The following is a 17,567-nucleotide window of genomic DNA, read 5'->3' as shown; positions in this document are numbered from 1 at the left end:
CTTTACCGCACGCCCCCGGCTACAGCGAGCCGTTCGCGATGACGTCCGCGTACCAGCGCGCGCTGGCCTTGGGCGTCCGCTCCTGGGTGGCGTAGTCGACCCGGACGAGCCCGAACCGCTTGGAGTACCCCCAGGACCACTCGAAGTTGTCCAGCAGCGACCAGACGAAGTACCCCTCCAGCGGCACGCCGCGCTCGCGGGCGCGGGCGCAGGCGCGCAGGTGGGCGGCGATGTAGGCGATGCGTTCCCGGTCGTCCACGGTCGCGCCCGGGGCGGCGTCCTCGTCGTAGCCGGCGCCGTTCTCGGTGATGTGCAGCGGCACCGCCGGATACTCGCGGTGCAGCCGGGTCAGGACCTCCAGCAGGCCGCTCTCGTCGATCTCCCAGCCCATGCCGGTGACGGGACGGCCCGTCGCGACGAACCGGACGGACTCGCTGCCGACCCACGGCGACAGCGTCGAGTACGGCGACGACACCGCCTGCGCCGCCGTCCCGGGCAGCCCCGAGACGGTGAACCGGCTGTAGTAGTTGACGCCCAGGTGGTCGAGCGGCTGCGCGGCGACCTCGGTGCCGGACGGGTCGAACCCGTACGGCGCCAGGTCGGTGAGGACGTCGGCGGGGTAGCGGCCCCGGAACAGCGGGTCGAGGAAGAACCGGTTCTGCATCCCGTCGACGCGCCGCGCGGCGTCGGCGTCGGCCGGGTCGCCGGTCTCCGGGGACACCGCGTACAGGTTGACGGCGGCGCCGAACCGGTTGCCGGGCCGCTGCGCCCGCATCGCCCGCACGGCCAGGCCGTGCCCGGTCAGCAGGTGGTGCGCGGCGTGCAGCGCGGCGGCCGGTTCGACCCGGCCGGGCGCGTGCTCGCCGGAGGCGTAGCCGAGGAACGCCGCGCACCACGGCTCGTTGATCGTCGTCCAGTTCCGGACGCGGTCGCCGAGCACGTCGTGGATCGCGGCGGCGTAGTCCGCGAAGCGGGCGGCGGTGTCGCGCTCGGGCCAGCCGCCCGCCTTCTCCAGCGGGCTCGGCAGGTCCCAGTGGTAGAGCGTCGGCCACGGTTCGATGCCCGCCTCCAGCAGGCCGTCGACGAGGCGCCGGTAGAAGTCGGCTCCGGCCGGGTTGAGCGGCCCGGTCCCGGCGGGCTGGACGCGCGGCCAGGAGATCGAGAACCGGTAGGCGCGCAGCCCGAGGTCCCGCATGAGCGCGATGTCGTCGGCGTACCGGTGGTAGTGGTCCACCGCGACGTCGCCGGTGTCGCCGTGCAGGACCTTGCCGGGGGTGCGGCAGAAGTCGTCCCAGATGGACGGGCCGCGCCCGTCCTCGGCGGCGGCGCCCTCGATCTGGTACGCGGCGGTGGCCGCGCCGAACCGGAACGACGGGGGGAACGCGAAGGAGGTCACGCCTTCACCGCACCTTCCATGATGCCGCCGATGATCTGGCGGCCGAAGATCACGAAGACGACGAGCAGCGGCAGGACCGCGACCGTCGTCCCCGCGAACATGAGCGAGTAGTCCGCGAAGTAGGCGTTCGCGAGGTTGTTGATGGAGAGCTGGACGGTCGGGTTGTCGGGGTTCAGCACCGCGAGCGGCCACATGAACTCGTTCCACGTCTGCATGAACGTCAGCAGGCCGAGGACGCCCGCCGCCGGGCGCAGCGCGGGCAGCACGACGCGCCAGTAGATGCCGAACGTGGTGCAGCCGTCCACGCGGGCGGCCTCGATCAGCTCGTCGGGGACGGCCTGGTCGGCGTACTGCCGCATCATGAACACGCCGAACCCGGTGACCAGGAACGGGACGATCACGGCTTGCAGGCTGTTCTGCCAGCCCAGCCGCACCATGATCATGTACAGCGGGATGATGCCCATCTGCACCGGGATCATCATCGTCGCGACGATCGTCAGCAGCAGCGCGTTGCGTCCCCGGAAGCGCAGCTTGGCGAACGCGAACCCGGCCAGCGACGCGAAGAACACCGTGGACAGCGTCACCGCACCCGACACGACCGCCGAGTTCAGCAGGCCCTTGAGGAAGTAGGCGTCCTCATTGGCGAACAGCCGCGCTGCGTTCTCGCCGAACTGTCCGCCCGGCAGCATCGGCGGCGGGACGTCCGCGACGACGTCGTTGCCGCGCGTCGCGATGACGATCATCCAGTAGATCGGGAACAGCGACAGCACGATCGCGACGACGAGCGCGAGGTAAGTGAGCGGGCTGGCGTCCCACAGGCCGCGCATCCGGCCGGGACGGCGGCGGACGCGCGCCGCGAGCGGCGCGGTCACCGGGTGCCTCCCGCGCGCCGCACCAGCAGGAAGTTCACCAGCGAGAACGCGATGATCATGAGGAACAGCGCCCAGGCGATCGCGGCCCCGTAGCCGTAGCGGTCCTCACCGAAGGCGTTGTCGAACATGTACATCGTGATCGTCTGGAACTGGTGCATCGCGCCCCCGTCCATCCGGTTGGACGAACCGGCGCCGAACAGCACCGGCTCGGTGAAGAGCTGGAGCCCGCCGATCGTCGAGATGATCACCGTGAAGACGATCGTCGGACGCAGCAGCGGGACGGTGATCTGCCAGAACTGGCGCAGCCGGGACGCGCCGTCGATCGCGGCGGCCTCGTACAGGTCGCGCGGGATCGCCTGCATCGCGGCGAGGTAGATGAGCGCGTTGTAGCCGATCCAGCGCCAGTTGACCATGGCCGAGATCGCCACCCACGACCAGCCGCGCGCGACCGTCCAGTCGATCGGGCCGATCCCGGCCAGGCCGAGCAGGTAGTTCACGACGCCGAAGTCGCGGTCGAAGATCTGCGTGAACACGATCGCGACGGCGGCGGTCGAGGTGACCAGCGGCGCGACCATCCCGACGCGGAACAGCGTGCTCGCCTTCATGCGCCGGTCGAGCGCCGCCGCGACGCCGAGCGCCAGCAGGAGCTGCGGGATCGTCGCGAGCAGGAAGATGCCGACGGTGTTGACGACCGCGCGCCAGAAGTCACCGTCCCCGGCCAGGTACGCGAAGTTGTCCAGCCCGACGAAGTCGCGGTTCCCCGACAGCAGGCCCCAGTCGTGCAGCGAGACCCACAGCGTGTAGACGAGCGGGAACCCGCCGAAGACGAGGAACACCAGGAAGAACGGCGAGATGAACAGGTAGGGGGAGAATTTCAGCTCGAACCGGGCGAGGCGGCTGCGCGGCGGCGCCTTGGCGGCGGGGCGCGCCCGCCGGTCGGTGCGGGCGGGCCGCAGATCGAGGCTCATGACGTCCTTTCCGGGGAGGCCGGGGGAGGGGCGCCGCCGCCGGGCGGCGCCCCCGGGCGATCGGGCCGGGCTAGCGCGCGGCCTTCTTCGCCGCCTCGACGGCGCGGGCCCAGGCGTCACCGGGCTTGACGCGGCCCTGGCCGACCGAGATCAGCACGTTCTCCACGGCCTGCCGGACGTCCTCGTTCTTCGGCCCGAGGTGGACGGGCCTCACCTGCGACGCCATGTCACCGAAGATCTTTCCGGTGGGCGCGTCGCTGAAGTAGGCGCTGGTCGCGCCCGCCACGGCCGGGTCGCGCTGCGCCTGCGGCGACGACGGGAAGGTGTTCTTGTCCTTGTACGCGCCGATCTGGCCCTGCGGGCTCGACAGGAACTTCGCCAGCTCCGCCGCCTCCTTCGGGTGCTTGCTCTGCTTGGGCACGGCCAGCCACGAGCCGCCCCAGTAGCCCGACCCGCCCGGCACGCCCGCGACGTCCCACTTGCCCTTGCCCTCGGCGCCGGTGAACTCCTCGATGCCGCCGAGCATCCACGACGGGCACGGCAGCGTCGCGAACGTGCTGCGCTTGAGCGCCGTCTGCCACGGCGGAGTGAAGATCTGCATGTCGGCGGTGAGCCCGGCCTCCTGGAACTTCAGCACCTTGTCGAACGCCGACCGCACCGCCGGGTTCGTCTCGACGACGAGGTTGTTCGCCTTGTCGAAGTAGCTGTGGCCGGGGCCCGCGCCCGCGTCCTGGAGGACGGTGGCGCGCAGCAGCGCGGCCGGGCCGTCGAGCCACTTGGTCTTCGGCTCCTTGGCCTGGAACCGCTTGCCGGTCTCCAGGAACGCGTCCCACGTCGGCCACAGCTCGGTGACCTCGTCGCGCTCGGTGGGCAGGCCCGCCTTGGCGAACAGGTCCTTGCGGTAGCACAGGCCGAGCGGCCCGATGTCGGTGCCGAGGCCGACGAGCCGCTTGCCGTCGGGCGTGACGCCCATCTGCCACTTCCACGGCAGGTAGTCGTTCTGGAGTTCGCGTCCGCCGTGGTCGAAGAGGTTCACGAACTTGTCCGGCTGCTGCATGTAGGCGGGCAGGATGCCCTCCTCCAGCGCGACGACGTCGCCCGCGCCGCTGCCGGTGGCGATCCAGCGCTGGAGGCGCGGGATGTAGTCGTCCAGCACCGAGACCTTGCGCTGCTTGATCTTCACGCCGGAGTGCGACGCCTCGTACTGCTTGTAGAGCTGCTCGTAGCCGAACTCGCCGAAGGTGTCGACGGTCAGTTCGACGTCGCCGGAGCCGGCGTCGTCTCCGCCGCCGCAGGCGACGGCCGTGCTCGCGAGCAGCGCGGTTATGGCCGCCACTGCCAGGAACCGGGGTCCGTTCCGTCCGTTGCCTCGCATCCGCGGGCCCCTCTCGCTTCAGGGTGGGTGGGTGTGGGAGCGCTCCCACGAAGAAAAGACCGTGAGCCACGTCACTGTCAATCCCCGTGACCCAACCGTGATGCGGCGCGGTCAGCCGGCGGGCGTCCACCAGAGCGCCGTCGCGGGCGGCAGGACGATCCGGTCGGCCGCCTCCCGGACCGGCCCGCTGGCCAGCAGCGGCGTGCCCGGCGCGAGTTCCGCCGGGGCGTCGCCGAGGTTCACCGCGCAGGCCAGCGTCGCGCCGCCGCCCGCGCGGACGAAGGCGAGCGTGCCGAGCGGCGCGGGCAGCCAGGAGAACGACGCGTCGGCGCGCAGGGCGGGATGGTCGCGGCGGACGCCCAGCGCCTCGCGGTAGAGCGCGAGCATCGAGCCGGGGTCGCCGTCCTGCGCCTCCACGGTCAGGGCCTTCCAGTCAGGAGGCATCGGCAGCCAGCTCGACCCCGCGCCGAAACCGAACGGCGGCGCGTCGCCCGACCACGGCACCGGGACGCGGCAGCCGTCGCGTCCCTCGCCCGCGCCGCGCGCCTCCTGCGGGTCGCGGCGCACCTCGGCGGGCAGGTCCAGCACCTCGGGCAGGCCCAGCTCCTCGCCCTGGTAGACGTATACCGAGCCGGGCAGCGCGAACGTCAGCAGCGCGGCGGCGCGGGCGCGGGCGACGCCCGTCGCGCCCCCGCCGTAGCGGGTCACGTGGCGGCGGACGTCGTGGTTCGACAGCACCCACGTCGCCGGGGAACCCGCCTCGCGGGCCGCCTCCAGCGACGCGTCCACGACGTCGCGGAGCGCGCCAGCGTCCCACGGGGCGGTCAGGTAGTGGAAGTTGAACGCCTGGTGCATCTCGTCCGGGCGGGTGTAGTACGCGAGCCGCTCCGGCGTCGGCGCCCACGCCTCGGCGACGCCGATCCGGCCGCCCGGGTAGGAGTCCAGCAGGCGCCGCCACGAGCGCAGGATGTCGTGCACGCCGTCCTGGTCGAAGTACGGCACGACGACGCTGCCGAGCATCCCGCTCTGCGCGGCGTCACCGACGTCGGGCAGCCCGGCGGCCTTCACCATGCCGTGCGCGACGTCCACCCGGAAGCCGTCCACGCCCCGGTCGAGCCAGAAGCGCAGGATGTCGAGGAACTCGTCGTGGACCTCGGGGTGCTCCCAGTCCAGGTCGGGCTGCTCGACGGCGAAGAGGTGCAGGTACCACTGGCCGTCCGGCACGCGCGTCCACGCGGAGCCGCCGAACACCGACTCCCAGTCGTTGGGGGGCTCGCCGCCGTCCGGGCCCCGCCCGTCGCGGAAGACGTACCGGGCCCGCTCCGGCGAGCCGGGCCCGGCGGCGAGCGCGGCGCGGAACCACGGATGGCGGTCGGAGGTGTGGTTCGGGACCAGGTCGACGATGATGCGCAGGCCGTGCGCGTGGGCGTCGTCGATGAGGGCCTGGGCGGCCTCCAGGTCACCGAACAGCGGGTCGACGGCGCGGTAGTCCGCGACGTCGTAGCCGAAGTCGGCCATGGGGGACGGGTAGAACGGCGTGATCCACAGCGCGTCCACGCCGAGCCCGGCCAGGTAGGGCAGCCGGGACCTGATGCCGTCCAGGTCGCCCACGCCGTCGCCGTCCGCGTCCGCGAACGACCGCACGTACACCTCGTAGATCACCGCGTCGCGCCACCAGCGGTCGCCGCCGGTCGCCGCGGCCGACGTCGCGCGAACGGACTCCTGCGTCATCGCGTCTGCTCCCTCGTCCCACGGATCGTCCGCGATCACGATGCCCGGTCGCGCGCCGCCGAACCCGGCAATCTCGGTTGTCGTGCTCTGGGCGGATGCGGCAGCCTTGCCGCCCATGTCCGCACTTCTCGACCACACGGTGCTGTCGGTCGTCACCGGCTCCCGCGCCTACGGGCTGGCGACCGACGCCAGCGACACCGACCGGCGCGGCGTCTTCGCGGCCCCGGCCGCGCTGTTCTGGCGCCTGGACAAGCCGCCCACCCACCTCGACGGACCGCTCCCCGAGCAGTTCTCCTGGGAGATCGAGCGGTTCGTCACGCTGGCCCTGGCCGCGAACCCGACGGTGCTGGAGTGCCTGTGGTCACCGCTGCGGGAGGTCGTCACGCCCGTCGGAGAGGAGCTGCTGGCGCTGCGGACGGCGTTCCTGTCCGAGCGGGCGCGCGACACGTTCCTGCACTACGCGCGGACGCAACTGCGCCGCGCGGAGAACCACGCCCGCACCCACGGCGGCGAGATCCGCTGGAAGCACGTCATGCACCTGCTCCGGCTGCTGGAGAGCGGCGCGCACCTCGTCCGGCACGGCGAACCGCTGGTCGAGGTGGGCGCCCTCCGCGAACCCCTGCTGGCCGTCCGCCGCGGCGAGGTCCCCTGGCCGGACGTGACGGCCTGGCGCGACCGCCTCACCACGCAGATCACCACGGGCCCCTCGGCCCTCCCCGCCACCCCCGACCGAACCCGCGCGGAGAACTTCCTGACCGACGTCCGCCGAAGGAGCCTGGCCGCGTGAGACTCCCCGAGGGCCTGCACGCCCGCATGGCCGAACTCCACCCCTACCCGCGCGCGTTCGTGACCGTCAGCGGCGCGCACCTGTACGGCTTCCCGTCCGCCGATTCCGACGTGGACCTGCGCGGCGTCCACCTCCTTCCCCTGGAGGAACTCGTCGGCCTCACCGAGGGCCGCACGACGTTCACGCGCATGTGGGACCACGACGGCGTGGAGGCCGACGTCGTCACCCACGACCTCGCCAAGTTCTGCACGCTGCTGCTGCGGCGCAGCGGCGACGTCCTGGAGCAGCTCGCCTCGCCGCTCGTCGTGGAGACCACGCCGCAGCACGAGGAACTGCGCGGCCACCTGCCCCGCCTCGTCACGACCCGCTTCGCGCACCACTACCTGGGGTTCGGGCAGGCGAGGTGGCGGGCGTTCCAGGAGCACGGCGGGCTCAAGGCGCTGCTCTACACGCACCGGGCGCTGCACACGGGCATCCACCTGATGCGCACGGGCGAGGTGGAGGCCGACCTGACGCGGCTGGCGCCCGAGTACGGGCCCGACTACCTGCCCGACCTCATCGCGGCGAAGGCGGCGGCGGAGCGGGGCGGGCTGCCGTCCTGGGCGCCGTCGCACGCGCGGCTGGCTGACGACGTCGCGGGGCTCGTCGAGCGGCTGACGCATGAGCGCGACAAGTCGAACCTTCCGGATGAATCACCGGCAGAGGTTGATTTGCACGCATTCGTCGTCCGGGTGCGGCTGGGGCGGGCATAAGAGTAACCGAGGGTCCGGAGAAGGCAATGTTTCGGGAAAGGCTCGGCAGTTCTCGTTGCCGGGGCGTTTGCGATGCGATGGCATCGCTCCGTGCCCGGCCGGGGTTTACCGGCCGGACCGAAGCATGTCCAAGAAACGGAGATCCAGTGCTCAAGCGACTGATCGTCTCTGGGCTGATCGGCGTGGCCGGCTTCACGGCCTTCGCCGCCCCGGCTCAGGCCGACGACAACCAGAACACGCAGATCATCGGCATCCAGACCTGCCGTTCGATCGACATCGTCGGCATCGGCGCGGCCATCCGCAACGTGCTCGGTGTCAGCGACGAGTCCGGCGACTGCTACAACGGCTCCGTCGTCGACAAGGACGGCCGTCACCTGCCCGGCACCCGCTGAGCCAGGGACCGGCCGTCCCCTGAACCACCCGATGCCCGCCGGCCCGAGCGCGTGCCCGCTCACGCCGGCGGGCATCGCCATGCCCGGCGGCGGCTCAGAGGGTGTAGCGGAGCGTCGCCGCCGTGCCCTCGGTCGGGTCGCCGTGATCGAGGAGTTCGGTGAAGCCCGCGTCGCCGAGGACGGCCGAGCGGAGCAGCAGCGTCGTCGCCGGGGCATGGACGGGGTCGGTGGGGCTGTCGAGGCCGTTCGGGTCGGTCGCGACGAGCAGCGGCGACTCGGCGGACGCGTAGAGCCAGGGCTCGTCCTCGGGACGGTCCGCGCCGAGCAGCAGCGTCTCGACCTGCCCGTCCGAGAGCGCCTGGAGGGTGCGCGGGGTGCCTTCGACGGCGGTGCCCTGCGCCTCGCGGGCGCGGAAGTCGGCGAGGGCGGCGTCGTGGTTGCCGATCATCTCCTTCTCCAGCGCGGCGTCGAGGGCCTCGCGCAGCCGGTCCTGGGCGCCGTCGTCGCGTCCGCCGGGGATCTCGACGACCGGCGGGCCGAGCTTCTCCAGGTGCGCGCGCATCATGTTGATCGAGCGGTCGTCGCCCGCGACGAAGATCGCCTCGGCGTCGACCCGCTTGACGGCCTTCTCGACGTCCGCCGCCGTGTGCGCGGCGTTCTCCGCCCAGAGGTTCTCCGAGCGGCGGTGGTAGGTGGCCTGCGCCATGCCGCCCGTCCGGACCTTCTGGATGTGCAGCGTGCTGCCGTTGAAGCTGCGCTCGGTCGCCGGGTCGTGCGCCGCCGCGTGGTAGCCGTCGATGTCGGCGCCCTCGCGGTCGATCGCCACCACGACGTAGGGGAGCTGGTGGTCGCGGTCGAGCACCAGGTCGAACGGGTCGGGGACGGGAAGCCAGGACGCGTGGTCGCGCGCGGGCGGGCGCGTCATCGTGTGGACGGCCAGCACCCGGCCGCCGGACGCGAACAGCGCCTCGCCCTGCGGCCCGCCGATGCCGCGCACGCCGCCGACGACCTCCTCCAGCGCGTCGAGGGTGGCCTTGTCGGCGCCCTGCCCGGCGAGGCGGTCGCGCAGGGCGCGCCAGCGCAGCTCGATCTGCTTGTCGGCGTCCGCGGTGTCGCGGGAGGTGTCCAGGTGCACCGAGGCGACGGGGCCGGTGGACGCGTACAGCGGTCGCAGAAACTCCAGATCCATACTCTCTAGCTGCGCGTCTGCGCGCGTCCTAATCCTCCGGCGCCGCATTCGTTGAGTGTGATTTGCCGCTCCTTGGCGCGCTGAGCGCGGCGTCCACGGCGTCCGGCGACAGGACGCGGCGCAGCGCGAGCGCGGCGGCGCCGCGCAGCCCGGCGGCGTCGCCCAGACGGCTCGGCTCGATGCGCAGGCGGCTCGTCGCCACGGCCGTGGCGCGCTCGTAGACGGCGGCGCGGACGCCCGCCAGCAGCGGTTCGGCGGCGGCGGTGAGGTCGCCGCCGAGCACGACGAGCGACGGGTTGAGCAGGTTCACCGCGTCCGCGACGACGGTGCCGATGCGCCGTCCCGCCTCGCGGACGAGCGCGACGGCCGCCGGGTCGCCGCCCCGGGCGAGCGCGGCGAGCCCGGCCAGGTCGGCGGCGGGGGAGCGGGCGAGCAGCGCGGCGCCGCCCGCGACGGCCTCCAGGCACCCGACGCCCCCGCACCGGCAGACGACGTCACCGCCCTCCGCGACCCGCACGTGCCCGATCTCCCCGGCGGCGCCGAGCGCCCCGCGCTGCAACCGCCCACCCATGATGAGCGCCGCGCCGATACCGGTGGAGACCTTCACGAACAGCACATCATCGGCACCCCGCGCCGCCCCGGCCGCGTGCTCGCCGAGCGCCGCGAGATTGGCCTCGTTCTCCACATCGGCCACGACCCCGAACCGCTCCCGCACAGCGGCCGCGACGTCCCCCACCACCCAGCCGAACCCCGGATCACCACCCCGAACCCCCGGAACACCGACCCCGCCCCCCTGCTCCGCCCCGAACCCGGAACCCGGAACCCGATCCGCGCTGCTCACGTGCTCACCGCCAGAAACCAACGCTCCGCCACCAAACGCGGCGTCACCCGTGGGGGCGGTGCCGGGTGGCCCACCCGGGTTCGTCCCGGTTCCACCGGCAGAAACCAGCGCTCCGGCGCCGAGTGTGGCGTCACTCGTGGGGGTGGTGCCGCGCCGCTTGTCCGGGTTCGTCCTGGGTTCGCTGGCGGGGGCGGCATGGCGTGCCTGGGCGGATGTCGGCCGGGGGGCGCCCGTGGGGGCGGTGACGGGTGGCTCGTTCGGGGGCGGACCGGAGTTGACGGCGGCGGGGATGGCCAGGGCCGCGCCGTGCACGTGGTGCGGGGGGATTGCCGTCTTGGTGAGGAGGTCGGTCCACTGGTCGAGGACGCGGGGGAGGATCTGCGCGGGGGTGGCGTCGGGGGGCGGGTCGGCAGGAGCCTCGGCCAGGACGGTGCCGGCCAGGTCGCAGACGGCGATCTGGCCGCGCGAGTGGCCGAGGTTGGCGACGAGGACGGCGCCGCCCGTCGCGGCGAACTCCAGGCGGGCGGGCGGGCGGCCGCCGGTGGAGGGGCCGCCGTCGCGTTCGGTGAGGAGCCCGGCGGCGAGCAGTTCGGCGACGCGGGCGGCGACGGCGGGGCGGGACAGGCCGGTGACGCGGCCGAGGTCGGCGCGGGTGGCGACGCCCTCCCGGACCAGCCGCAGCACCTCGCCGCTGGTCGCGGGGCGTCTGCTCATCCGGCCAGTCAAGCACGCCGGACTTCGGCCTGTCGATGTCCCGAGGATCGACCACTTAGGTAAGTTGAGTTTCCCGAAGTCTCTTGTCCGGATGCCGAAGCCCGGGTAGGTTCCCGTGTCCATGAGCAGCCCGCACCCCGTCCTCGCCCGGGTCACCGCGCGCCTCGCCGAGCGCAGCGCGGAGGGCCGCGCCGCCTACCTGGCCCGCGTCGCCGACGCCCGCACCGCCGGGCCCGCGCGCGGCGGCCTCGGCTGCGCCAACCTCGCGCACGGCTTCGCCGCCTGCGGCCCCGCCGACAAGCTGCGGCTGCGCGGCGACGTCACGCCCAACATCGCGATCGTGTCGGCGTACAACGACATGCTGTCGGCGCACCAGCCGCTCAAGGACTACCCAGACCGCCTCAAGTCCGTCATCGCCGACGCGGGAGGCACCGCCCAGTTCGCCGGGGGCGTCCCGGCGATGTGCGACGGGATCACCCAGGGCCGCGCGGGCATGGAGCTGTCGCTGTTCAGCCGCGACGTCGTCGCGATGGCGACGGCCGTCGCACTCTCGCACGACATGTTCGACGGCGCGCTGCTGCTCGGCGTCTGCGACAAGATCGTCCCCGGCCTGGTCATCGGCGCGCTCGCGTTCGGGCACCTGCCCGCGATCCTGGTGCCCGCCGGGCCGATGCCGTCCGGGCTGCCGAACGCCGCCAAGGCCGCCGTGCGCAAGCGGTTCGCGGTGGGCGAGGCCGACCGCGCCGAGCTGCTGGAGGCCGAGTCCGCGTCCTACCACGCGGCCGGAACGTGCACCTTCTACGGGACGGCCAACTCCAACCAGCTCCTCATGGAGGTCATGGGCCTGCACCTGCCGGGCGCGAGCTTCGTCACGCCGGGCACGCCGCTGCGCGACGCCCTCACCGACGCCGCCGGACGCCGCGTCCTGGAGCTGACCGACCTCGGCCCCGCCTACACCCCGATCGCGGACGTGCTGGACGAACGCGCGTTCGTCAACGGCGTCGTCGCGCTGCTGGCCACGGGCGGCTCCACCAACCACACGCTGCACCTGGTGGCGATGGCCGCCGCCGCCGGAATCGACCTGACCTGGGACGACTTCGACGCGCTGTCGGAGGTCACCCCGCTGCTCACCCGCCTCTACCCCAACGGCACCGCCGACGTGAACCACTTCCACGCGGCGGGCGGCACCGCCTTCCTCATCGGCGAACTACTCGACGCGGGCCTGCTCCACGCCGACGCCCGCACAGTCGGCGCCCCCACCCTCTCCGCCCACCACGACGCCTCGGACCCCGGGTACCGGGGGGTGCCCGAGCTGGGTGAGGATGGGGTGGTCTGGCGGAGTGTTGCGGGGGAGTCGGGGGACACCGGTGTGTTGCGGTCGGTCGGCGCGCCGTTCGAGGCGCACGGCGGTCTGCACACGGTGCGCGGCAATCTGGGCCGCGCGGTGGTCAAGGTGTCGGCGGTGGACCCGGGTCGCCGCGTCGTGGAGGCGCCGGCGCGGGTGTTCGCGTCGCAGGAGGCGCTCCAGGACGCGTTCGCGGCGGGCGAGCTGGACCGCGACGTGGTCGTCGTCGTCCGGTACCAGGGGCCGCGCGCCAACGGAATGCCCGAGCTGCACCGGCTGACGCCGCCGCTGTCGGTCCTCCAGGACCGGGGCCACCGCGTCGCGCTGGTGACGGACGGCCGCATGTCGGGCGCGTCGGGCGCCGTCCCGGCGGCGATCCACGTGTCGCCGGAGGCGGCGGCGGGCGGCCCGCTGGCGAGGGTCCGCGACGGCGACGTCATCCGGCTCGACCCGGACAAGGGACTGCTGGAGGTGCTGGTGGCGGACGCCGAGTTCGCCGCCCGGGAGCCCGGCGGGGGCGCTCCCGAGAGCGGCCGGGGCACCGGACGGGAGCTGTTCGCGGCGTTCCGCGCGGCGGTCGGCCCGGCGGAGCTGGGCGCGGGCGTTTTCCGATGAACGCCCTCGTCGCGGACGTCGGCGGCACCAACGCACGCTTCGGACTCGTGGCCGAACCGGGCGGTTCGCCCGAGCATGTGGCGGCGCTGCCGACGCGTGCGTATCCGGGGCTGTCCGAGGCGGCCGCCGCCTATCTGAGGCAGTACGTGCCTGACGCCCGGATCGAGGCCGCGTGTCTGGCCATCGCCGGTCCGGTGGTGAACGGGCGGTTCCGCCTGAACAATGCCGGATGGGCGGCCGACTCCGCCGCCCGCGTCGCGCGGGCGCTGGAACTGCCCGAGGTGACGGTCGTCAACGACTTCGCCGCGCTGGCCCGCTCGCTGCCCGTCCTCGGCCCCGGCGACGTCCGCGCCATCGGCCCGGCGTCGCCCGACGCGCGCGGCGTCGTCGCGGTGGTCGGCCCCGGAACGGGCCTGGGCACGGCCGGGCTCGCCCCGATCCCGGGCGGTCACCTGCCGCTGCCGGGGGAGGGCGGTCACGCCGACCTGCCCGCCGCGACGGACGAGGAGACGGCCGTCCTGCGGCGCCTGCGCGCCGAGCACGGATCGGTCTCGGCCGAACTGGTGCTCTGCGGCGCCGGGCTGGCCCGCCTGCACGGGCACCTGGCCGCGCTGCGCGGCGTCCCGGCCGAGCCGCTGACGGCCGCGCGGATCTGCGAACGGCAGGACGACCCCCTGTGCGCGGCGACGCTGGACATGTTCTGCGGCCTGCTCGGCGCGTTCGCGGGCAACGTCGCGCTGACGCTCGGCGCCACCGGCGGCGTCTACCTGGGCGGCGGCATCCTGCCGCGCATCGCGGACTTTCTGGCGCGGAGTCCGTTCCGCACCCGTTTCGAGCTGAAGTCACCTGTATCCGACTACGTCGCGGCCATCCCGACGCGCCTGATCACCCACCCGTGCCCGGCGCTGCTCGGCGCCGCCGCGCTCCTCCCGGCGGACCGGGCGCCCGCGCCGCCACTGGAGTTCGCGTGAACGCCGCGCCGCCGCGCCGGAACCTCGCTCGCGACCGAACCGACCGTGCTGTTGCCGGAGGTCGCATCGGTGCCGTGTCGGAGTCGTGTTCGCGGGCGGCTCGGCCGTGCTGTTGCCGGAGGTCGGCGGTGCCGCGCCGGAATCCTGTTCGCGACCGAACCGGCCGTGCTGTTGCCGGAGGTCGCATCGGTGCCGTGTCGGAGTCGTGTTCGCGGGCGGCTCGGCCGTGCTGTTGCCGGAGGTCGGCGGTGCCGCGCCGGAATCCTGTTCGCGACCGAACCGGCCGTGCTGTTGCCGGAGGTTGCATCGGTGCCGTGTCGGAGTCGTGTTCGCGGGTGGCTCGGCCGTGCTGTTGCCGGAGGTCGTACGGGTGGTGCCGTGACGGGCTTCAGCTCGCGTCGGATCGGTTGCGTCGTTTCTTGGAGGTCGCATGAACGCCCTTGAACTGCTGGACCTCGCGCCCGTCGTGCCCGTCGTCGTGGTCGACGACGCGGACGCCGCCGTGCCGCTCGCGCGGGCACTGGTGGCGGGCGGCCTGCCCGTCGTGGAGGTGACGCTGCGGACGTCCGCAGCGCTCGCGGCCATCGAGCGGATCGCGGCCGAGGTACCGGACGCGGTCGTCGGCGCGGGGACGGTCGTGCGCCGCGCCGACGCCGACGCCGCCGCGCGCGCGGGCGCCCGCTTCCTCGTCAGTCCCGGCTGCACGCCGAGCCTGCGGGACGCGATGACCGCCACCGGGCTGCCGTTCCTGCCGGGCGTCGCGACCGCCTCCGAAGCGCTCGCGCTGCTGGAGGAGGGCGTCCGGGCGCTGAAGTTCTTCCCCGCCGAGGCGGCGGGCGGCGCGCCCTACCTGAAGGCGCTGGCCGGGCCGCTGCCGCAGGCCCGTTTCTGCCCCACGGGCGGCATCACGCCCGCGAACGCGCCGGTGTACCGGGCGCTGCCGAACGTCGGCTGCGTCGGCGGCACCTGGCTCACGCCCGCCGACGCCGTCGCGGCCGGCGACTGGGACCGGGTGGAGGCCCTGGCCCGCGCCGCCGCCGCGCTCTGAGGCGTCACCCGGCGGCGCAGGCCGGGCAGGTGCCCGCCGTGAGGGGGCGGCGCGCGGTGTCGTAGGGGACGAGGACCATGTGCAGCCGTCCGCAGTCGCAGCGGCTCCACACGACCGTGCCTTCGCTGGTGCTGTGCCGGGAGAGGATTTTCGCCATGCGGCGAGTCTGCGTCACCGGGACCGTGCGCGTCCATCGCACGTTTTCGTGCGTGATCGTGCAATATCGTTACATGATTGACCTCCGGCGTCTGCACATGCTCCGGCTCCTCGACCAGCTCGGCACCGTCACGGCGACGGCGGAGGCGCTGCGCCTCACGCCCTCGGCCGTCTCGCACCACCTGCGCGAACTGTCCCGCGAGCTGAAGGTCCCGCTGCTCGAACCGGACGGGCGCCGCGTGCGGCTCACACCCGCCGCCGCCGTCCTGCTCGGCCACGCCGACGGCCTGTTCGCGGGCTGGGAACGGACCCTCGCCGACCTCGACGCCCACCGCGCGGGCCGCACCGGCCCGCTGCGCTTCGCGGGCTTCACCACGGCCGTCTCCGGGCTGATCGCCCCCGCCGCCGGAGCCCTGCGCCGCGACGAGCCCGGCCTCGGCGTGGCCGTCCGCGAGTGCGACACCGCGCCCGCGCTCGGCCTGCTGGCCGCCGGGGACGTCGACATCGCCGTCATCGAGGGCGGCGAGGACGGCTCCCCACCGGGAGACGTCCGCTTCGCCCGGACCGAGCTGCTGGAGGAGCGTTACGACCTGATCGTGGCGGCGGGCCATCCGCTGGCCGGTTCGTCCGGAACCGGGCTCGGCGCGGCGGCGGGGGAGACGTGGGTCGTCGTGGAGCCCGAGACGTGCGCGCACCACCGCCAGGTCACCGCCTACTGCACGGCGGCGGGCTTCCTGCCCCGCATCGAGCACGCCGCGACGACGTGGGCGGGGATCTGGTCGCTGGTCGCGCACGGCCTCGGCGTCTCCCTCGTCCCGCGCCTGGCCGACGGCCCCGCCGGAACGCCGGTCTCGCGCGTCCCGCTCACCGGCCCGGCCGTGCCCACCCGCCGCGTGCTGGCCGCCGTCCGCGCGGGCAGCGCCGGCCAGCCGCTGATCGCGCGCGGCCTCGCGGCCCTGCGCGCGGCCGTTCCCGAGCACTGCCGGTTCGTGGCGGCGTGAGAAGGATGTGCCCTTCGCGTTATCCCGGCGGCGCGGCCGCGCGTCCTACGGTGAGGCGGTGCCCCTCCGCCGAACGGCCGGTGCGCTGCCCGTCCGGGCCGTGACCGACGATCCCGCCCTCCGCGAGCGCCTGGCCGGGGTGCCCGGCGTGCGCCTCCTCGGACCCGGCGACGCGGACGCTCCCGCCGTCGTCCTGCTCGACCACACGCTGCCCGACGCGTCGTCCCGGCTGGCGCGGCTGACGGCGGCGCCGGACGCGCCGCCCGTCGTCGTGCTGACGGTCGGCCGCGCCGACCGGCACGTCGTCCGCGCGCTGCGCGCGGGCGCCGCCGGGTTCCTGCCCCGGACGCTGCCGCCGCACGCGTTCACCGCGACGCTGCGCGCCGTCGCGGGCGGCGGCCAGGTTCTCGGCCCGGACGGCGCTCCGCCCGCCCCGGCCTCCCGCGCCCGCCGCCTCACCGGCCGCGACGCCGAGATCCTCGCCTGCCTGGGCGAGGGCCTGTCCGACACCCAGATCGCCCGCTGCCTGCACCTGCCGCCCGCCACCGTCAAGGGCCACGTGGCCGCCCTCATCGACCACCTCGGCTGCGCCGACCGCGCCGAAGCGGCCCTCATCGCCTACCAGACGGGCCTCTGAAGCCGGACGTCACCGTCCCGACGCCGGACGCAGCGCAGCGCTGTCGCCGTCTCCGGGAACGGCGCTACGACCCGGGGGTCAGCGGTGGGCGCCTGCGCCGGGTGTGCACGGCCGCGCGCACGATCCATGCGATCAGCAGCACGTGCAGTGCCGCGGCGAACGCGGCGCCCGGTCCCGCCGTGAACAGCACCGCGACGAGCACGACGAGCAGCAGCGGCCCGAGCGGCCCGCCGCGCCGTCGGTGCGGCGGGAAGGGCCCCGGCGGACGCCCGGCCCACGGCGGTCGGCCCGGCCCCCGGAACGCGGCCGGGACGGGCGCGGCGAGCCCGTTGGCGCCGGGCAGGTCGCGCACGACCGCCCGCAGGTCGCCGCCCGTCTTGGCGGCGAGCACGGCGTCGAGCCGGTCGTCCCGCTCCGCGCGGTCCAGGCGTCCCTGGACGTAGTGGTCGTGCAGGGCCGTGGCGACCGCGTCGCGCTCGGCGTCGCCGATGCGCAGGTCGTCGGTGCGCGTCGTCATAACGGGTCCTTCCGGGATCGTCTGATGAGCGTTCGCGATATCGCAACGATATATCGGTCGAGCGATCGGCGGTAGCCCCGGTCAAGAAGGACGTTGCCGCGTTTTCGCCAGGACGGGGTCCGGCCGCGCGCGCCCCGGTGGTGGGCTGGAAGGGGCAGGCGAACGGAAAGAGTTCTGGCCCGGTGCGCAGCCGTGACGGGCCGGATCGGCAGGTAACTTGATGTCGAGATAAATCAGAGATAGCTTGACATCAAGAGAAA

General features: G+C 74.0%; 17 protein-coding genes. 8 read left to right on the top strand and 9 right to left on the bottom strand.

The window, feature by feature from the left end:
• Positions 1–19: 19 nt before the first annotated feature.
• The 5 genes from C229_RS0119415 to C229_RS0119395 all read right to left on the bottom strand — a co-directional run bounded on the left by C229_RS0119415 (position 20) and on the right by C229_RS0119395 (position 6,342).
• Positions 20–1,396, bottom strand: coding sequence for a GH1 family beta-glucosidase (locus C229_RS0119415; RefSeq protein WP_018656770.1), 1,377 nt, complete (start codon positions 1,394–1,396; stop codon positions 20–22).
• A complete protein-coding gene (locus tag C229_RS0119410; protein WP_018656769.1) occupies positions 1,393–2,268 on the bottom strand; it encodes a carbohydrate ABC transporter permease in 876 nt (291 codons plus the stop codon). The genes C229_RS0119415 and C229_RS0119410 overlap by 4 nt, the downstream gene beginning before the upstream one ends.
• Positions 2,265–3,236, bottom strand: coding sequence for a carbohydrate ABC transporter permease (locus C229_RS0119405; RefSeq protein ID WP_018656768.1), 972 nt, complete (start codon positions 3,234–3,236; stop codon positions 2,265–2,267). The genes C229_RS0119410 and C229_RS0119405 overlap by 4 nt, the downstream gene beginning before the upstream one ends.
• A 70-nt stretch (positions 3,237–3,306) precedes the next feature.
• A complete protein-coding gene (locus C229_RS0119400) occupies positions 3,307–4,572 on the bottom strand; it encodes an ABC transporter substrate-binding protein (RefSeq protein WP_018656767.1) in 1,266 nt (421 codons plus the stop codon).
• Positions 4,573–4,722: 150 nt separating this feature from the next.
• Positions 4,723–6,342: a glycoside hydrolase family 13 protein gene (locus C229_RS0119395; RefSeq protein ID WP_018656766.1), complete on the bottom strand. Its 1,620-nt coding sequence runs from the start codon at positions 6,340–6,342 to the stop codon at positions 4,723–4,725.
• A 115-nt stretch (positions 6,343–6,457) separates the two neighbouring features.
• Here C229_RS0119395 and C229_RS0119390 point away from each other — a divergent pair, with 115 nt between their 5' ends.
• From C229_RS0119390 to C229_RS0119380, 3 genes are all read left to right on the top strand, one after another.
• Entirely contained in the window at positions 6,458–7,129 is a 672-nt protein-coding gene (locus C229_RS0119390) for a nucleotidyltransferase domain-containing protein (RefSeq protein WP_018656765.1), read from the top strand.
• Complete coding sequence (locus C229_RS0119385) at positions 7,126–7,881, top strand: nucleotidyltransferase domain-containing protein (protein ID WP_018656764.1); 756 nt, start codon at positions 7,126–7,128, stop codon at positions 7,879–7,881. The genes C229_RS0119390 and C229_RS0119385 overlap by 4 nt, the downstream gene beginning before the upstream one ends.
• A gap of 146 nt (positions 7,882–8,027) precedes the next feature.
• On the top strand, positions 8,028–8,273 hold the full coding sequence (locus C229_RS0119380; protein ID WP_018656763.1) for a hypothetical protein: 246 nt from the start codon (positions 8,028–8,030) through the stop codon (positions 8,271–8,273).
• A 94-nt stretch (positions 8,274–8,367) separates the two neighbouring features.
• Here the strand turns inward: C229_RS0119380 and C229_RS0119375 are convergent, their stop codons facing one another.
• Positions 8,368–9,462 (bottom strand): baeRF2 domain-containing protein, encoded by a 1,095-nt coding sequence (locus tag C229_RS0119375; protein WP_018656762.1) that lies wholly within the window; start codon positions 9,460–9,462, stop codon positions 8,368–8,370.
• 28 nt (positions 9,463–9,490) lie between these two features.
• Entirely contained in the window at positions 9,491–11,017 is a 1,527-nt protein-coding gene (locus C229_RS33040) for an ROK family protein (RefSeq protein WP_026313946.1), read from the bottom strand.
• 121 nt (positions 11,018–11,138) lie between these two features.
• Between C229_RS33040 and edd the strand changes: the two genes are divergently transcribed.
• The 3 genes from edd to eda all read left to right on the top strand — a co-directional run bounded on the left by edd (position 11,139) and on the right by eda (position 14,996).
• Positions 11,139–12,977 carry a phosphogluconate dehydratase gene (gene edd / locus C229_RS0119365; protein ID WP_018656760.1) on the top strand — a complete coding sequence of 613 codons (1,839 nt, stop codon included), beginning with the start codon at positions 11,139–11,141 and terminating at the stop codon, positions 12,975–12,977.
• Positions 12,974–13,948, top strand: a complete 975-nt coding sequence (glk, locus tag C229_RS0119360) for a glucokinase (protein ID WP_018656759.1) — start codon at positions 12,974–12,976, stop codon at positions 13,946–13,948. Before edd ends, glk begins: the two co-directional genes overlap by 4 nt.
• Before the next feature lie 430 nt (positions 13,949–14,378).
• Positions 14,379–14,996 (top strand): bifunctional 4-hydroxy-2-oxoglutarate aldolase/2-dehydro-3-deoxy-phosphogluconate aldolase, encoded by a 618-nt coding sequence (eda, locus tag C229_RS0119355; RefSeq protein ID WP_018656758.1) that lies wholly within the window; start codon positions 14,379–14,381, stop codon positions 14,994–14,996.
• Positions 14,997–15,000: 4 nt separating this feature from the next.
• Here eda and C229_RS34720 read toward each other — a convergent pair whose 3' ends face one another.
• Positions 15,001–15,153 carry a hypothetical protein gene (locus C229_RS34720; protein WP_169513850.1) on the bottom strand — a complete coding sequence of 51 codons (153 nt, stop codon included), beginning with the start codon at positions 15,151–15,153 and terminating at the stop codon, positions 15,001–15,003.
• Positions 15,154–15,226: 73 nt separating this feature from the next.
• On the opposite strand from C229_RS34720, the gene C229_RS0119345 reads away from it, so the two are divergent.
• Entirely contained in the window at positions 15,227–16,153 is a 927-nt protein-coding gene (locus C229_RS0119345; protein WP_240487344.1) for a LysR family transcriptional regulator, read from the top strand.
• 58 nt (positions 16,154–16,211) lie between these two features.
• Complete coding sequence (locus tag C229_RS31150) at positions 16,212–16,790, top strand: response regulator transcription factor (RefSeq protein WP_169513849.1); 579 nt, start codon at positions 16,212–16,214, stop codon at positions 16,788–16,790.
• 64 nt (positions 16,791–16,854) lie between these two features.
• On the opposite strand, the gene C229_RS0119335 is transcribed toward C229_RS31150, so the two are convergent.
• Positions 16,855–17,307: a DUF1707 SHOCT-like domain-containing protein gene (locus C229_RS0119335; RefSeq protein WP_018656754.1), complete on the bottom strand. Its 453-nt coding sequence runs from the start codon at positions 17,305–17,307 to the stop codon at positions 16,855–16,857.
• Positions 17,308–17,567: the final 260 nt, after the last annotated feature.

This window comes from Actinomadura flavalba DSM 45200, from assembly GCF_000374305.1.
In the GTDB taxonomy this organism is placed as follows: domain Bacteria; phylum Actinomycetota; class Actinomycetes; order Streptosporangiales; family Streptosporangiaceae; genus Spirillospora; species Spirillospora flavalba.
The sequence above is the reverse complement of the archived record's forward strand: the minus strand, read 5'-3'. Positions and strand labels throughout refer to the sequence as shown.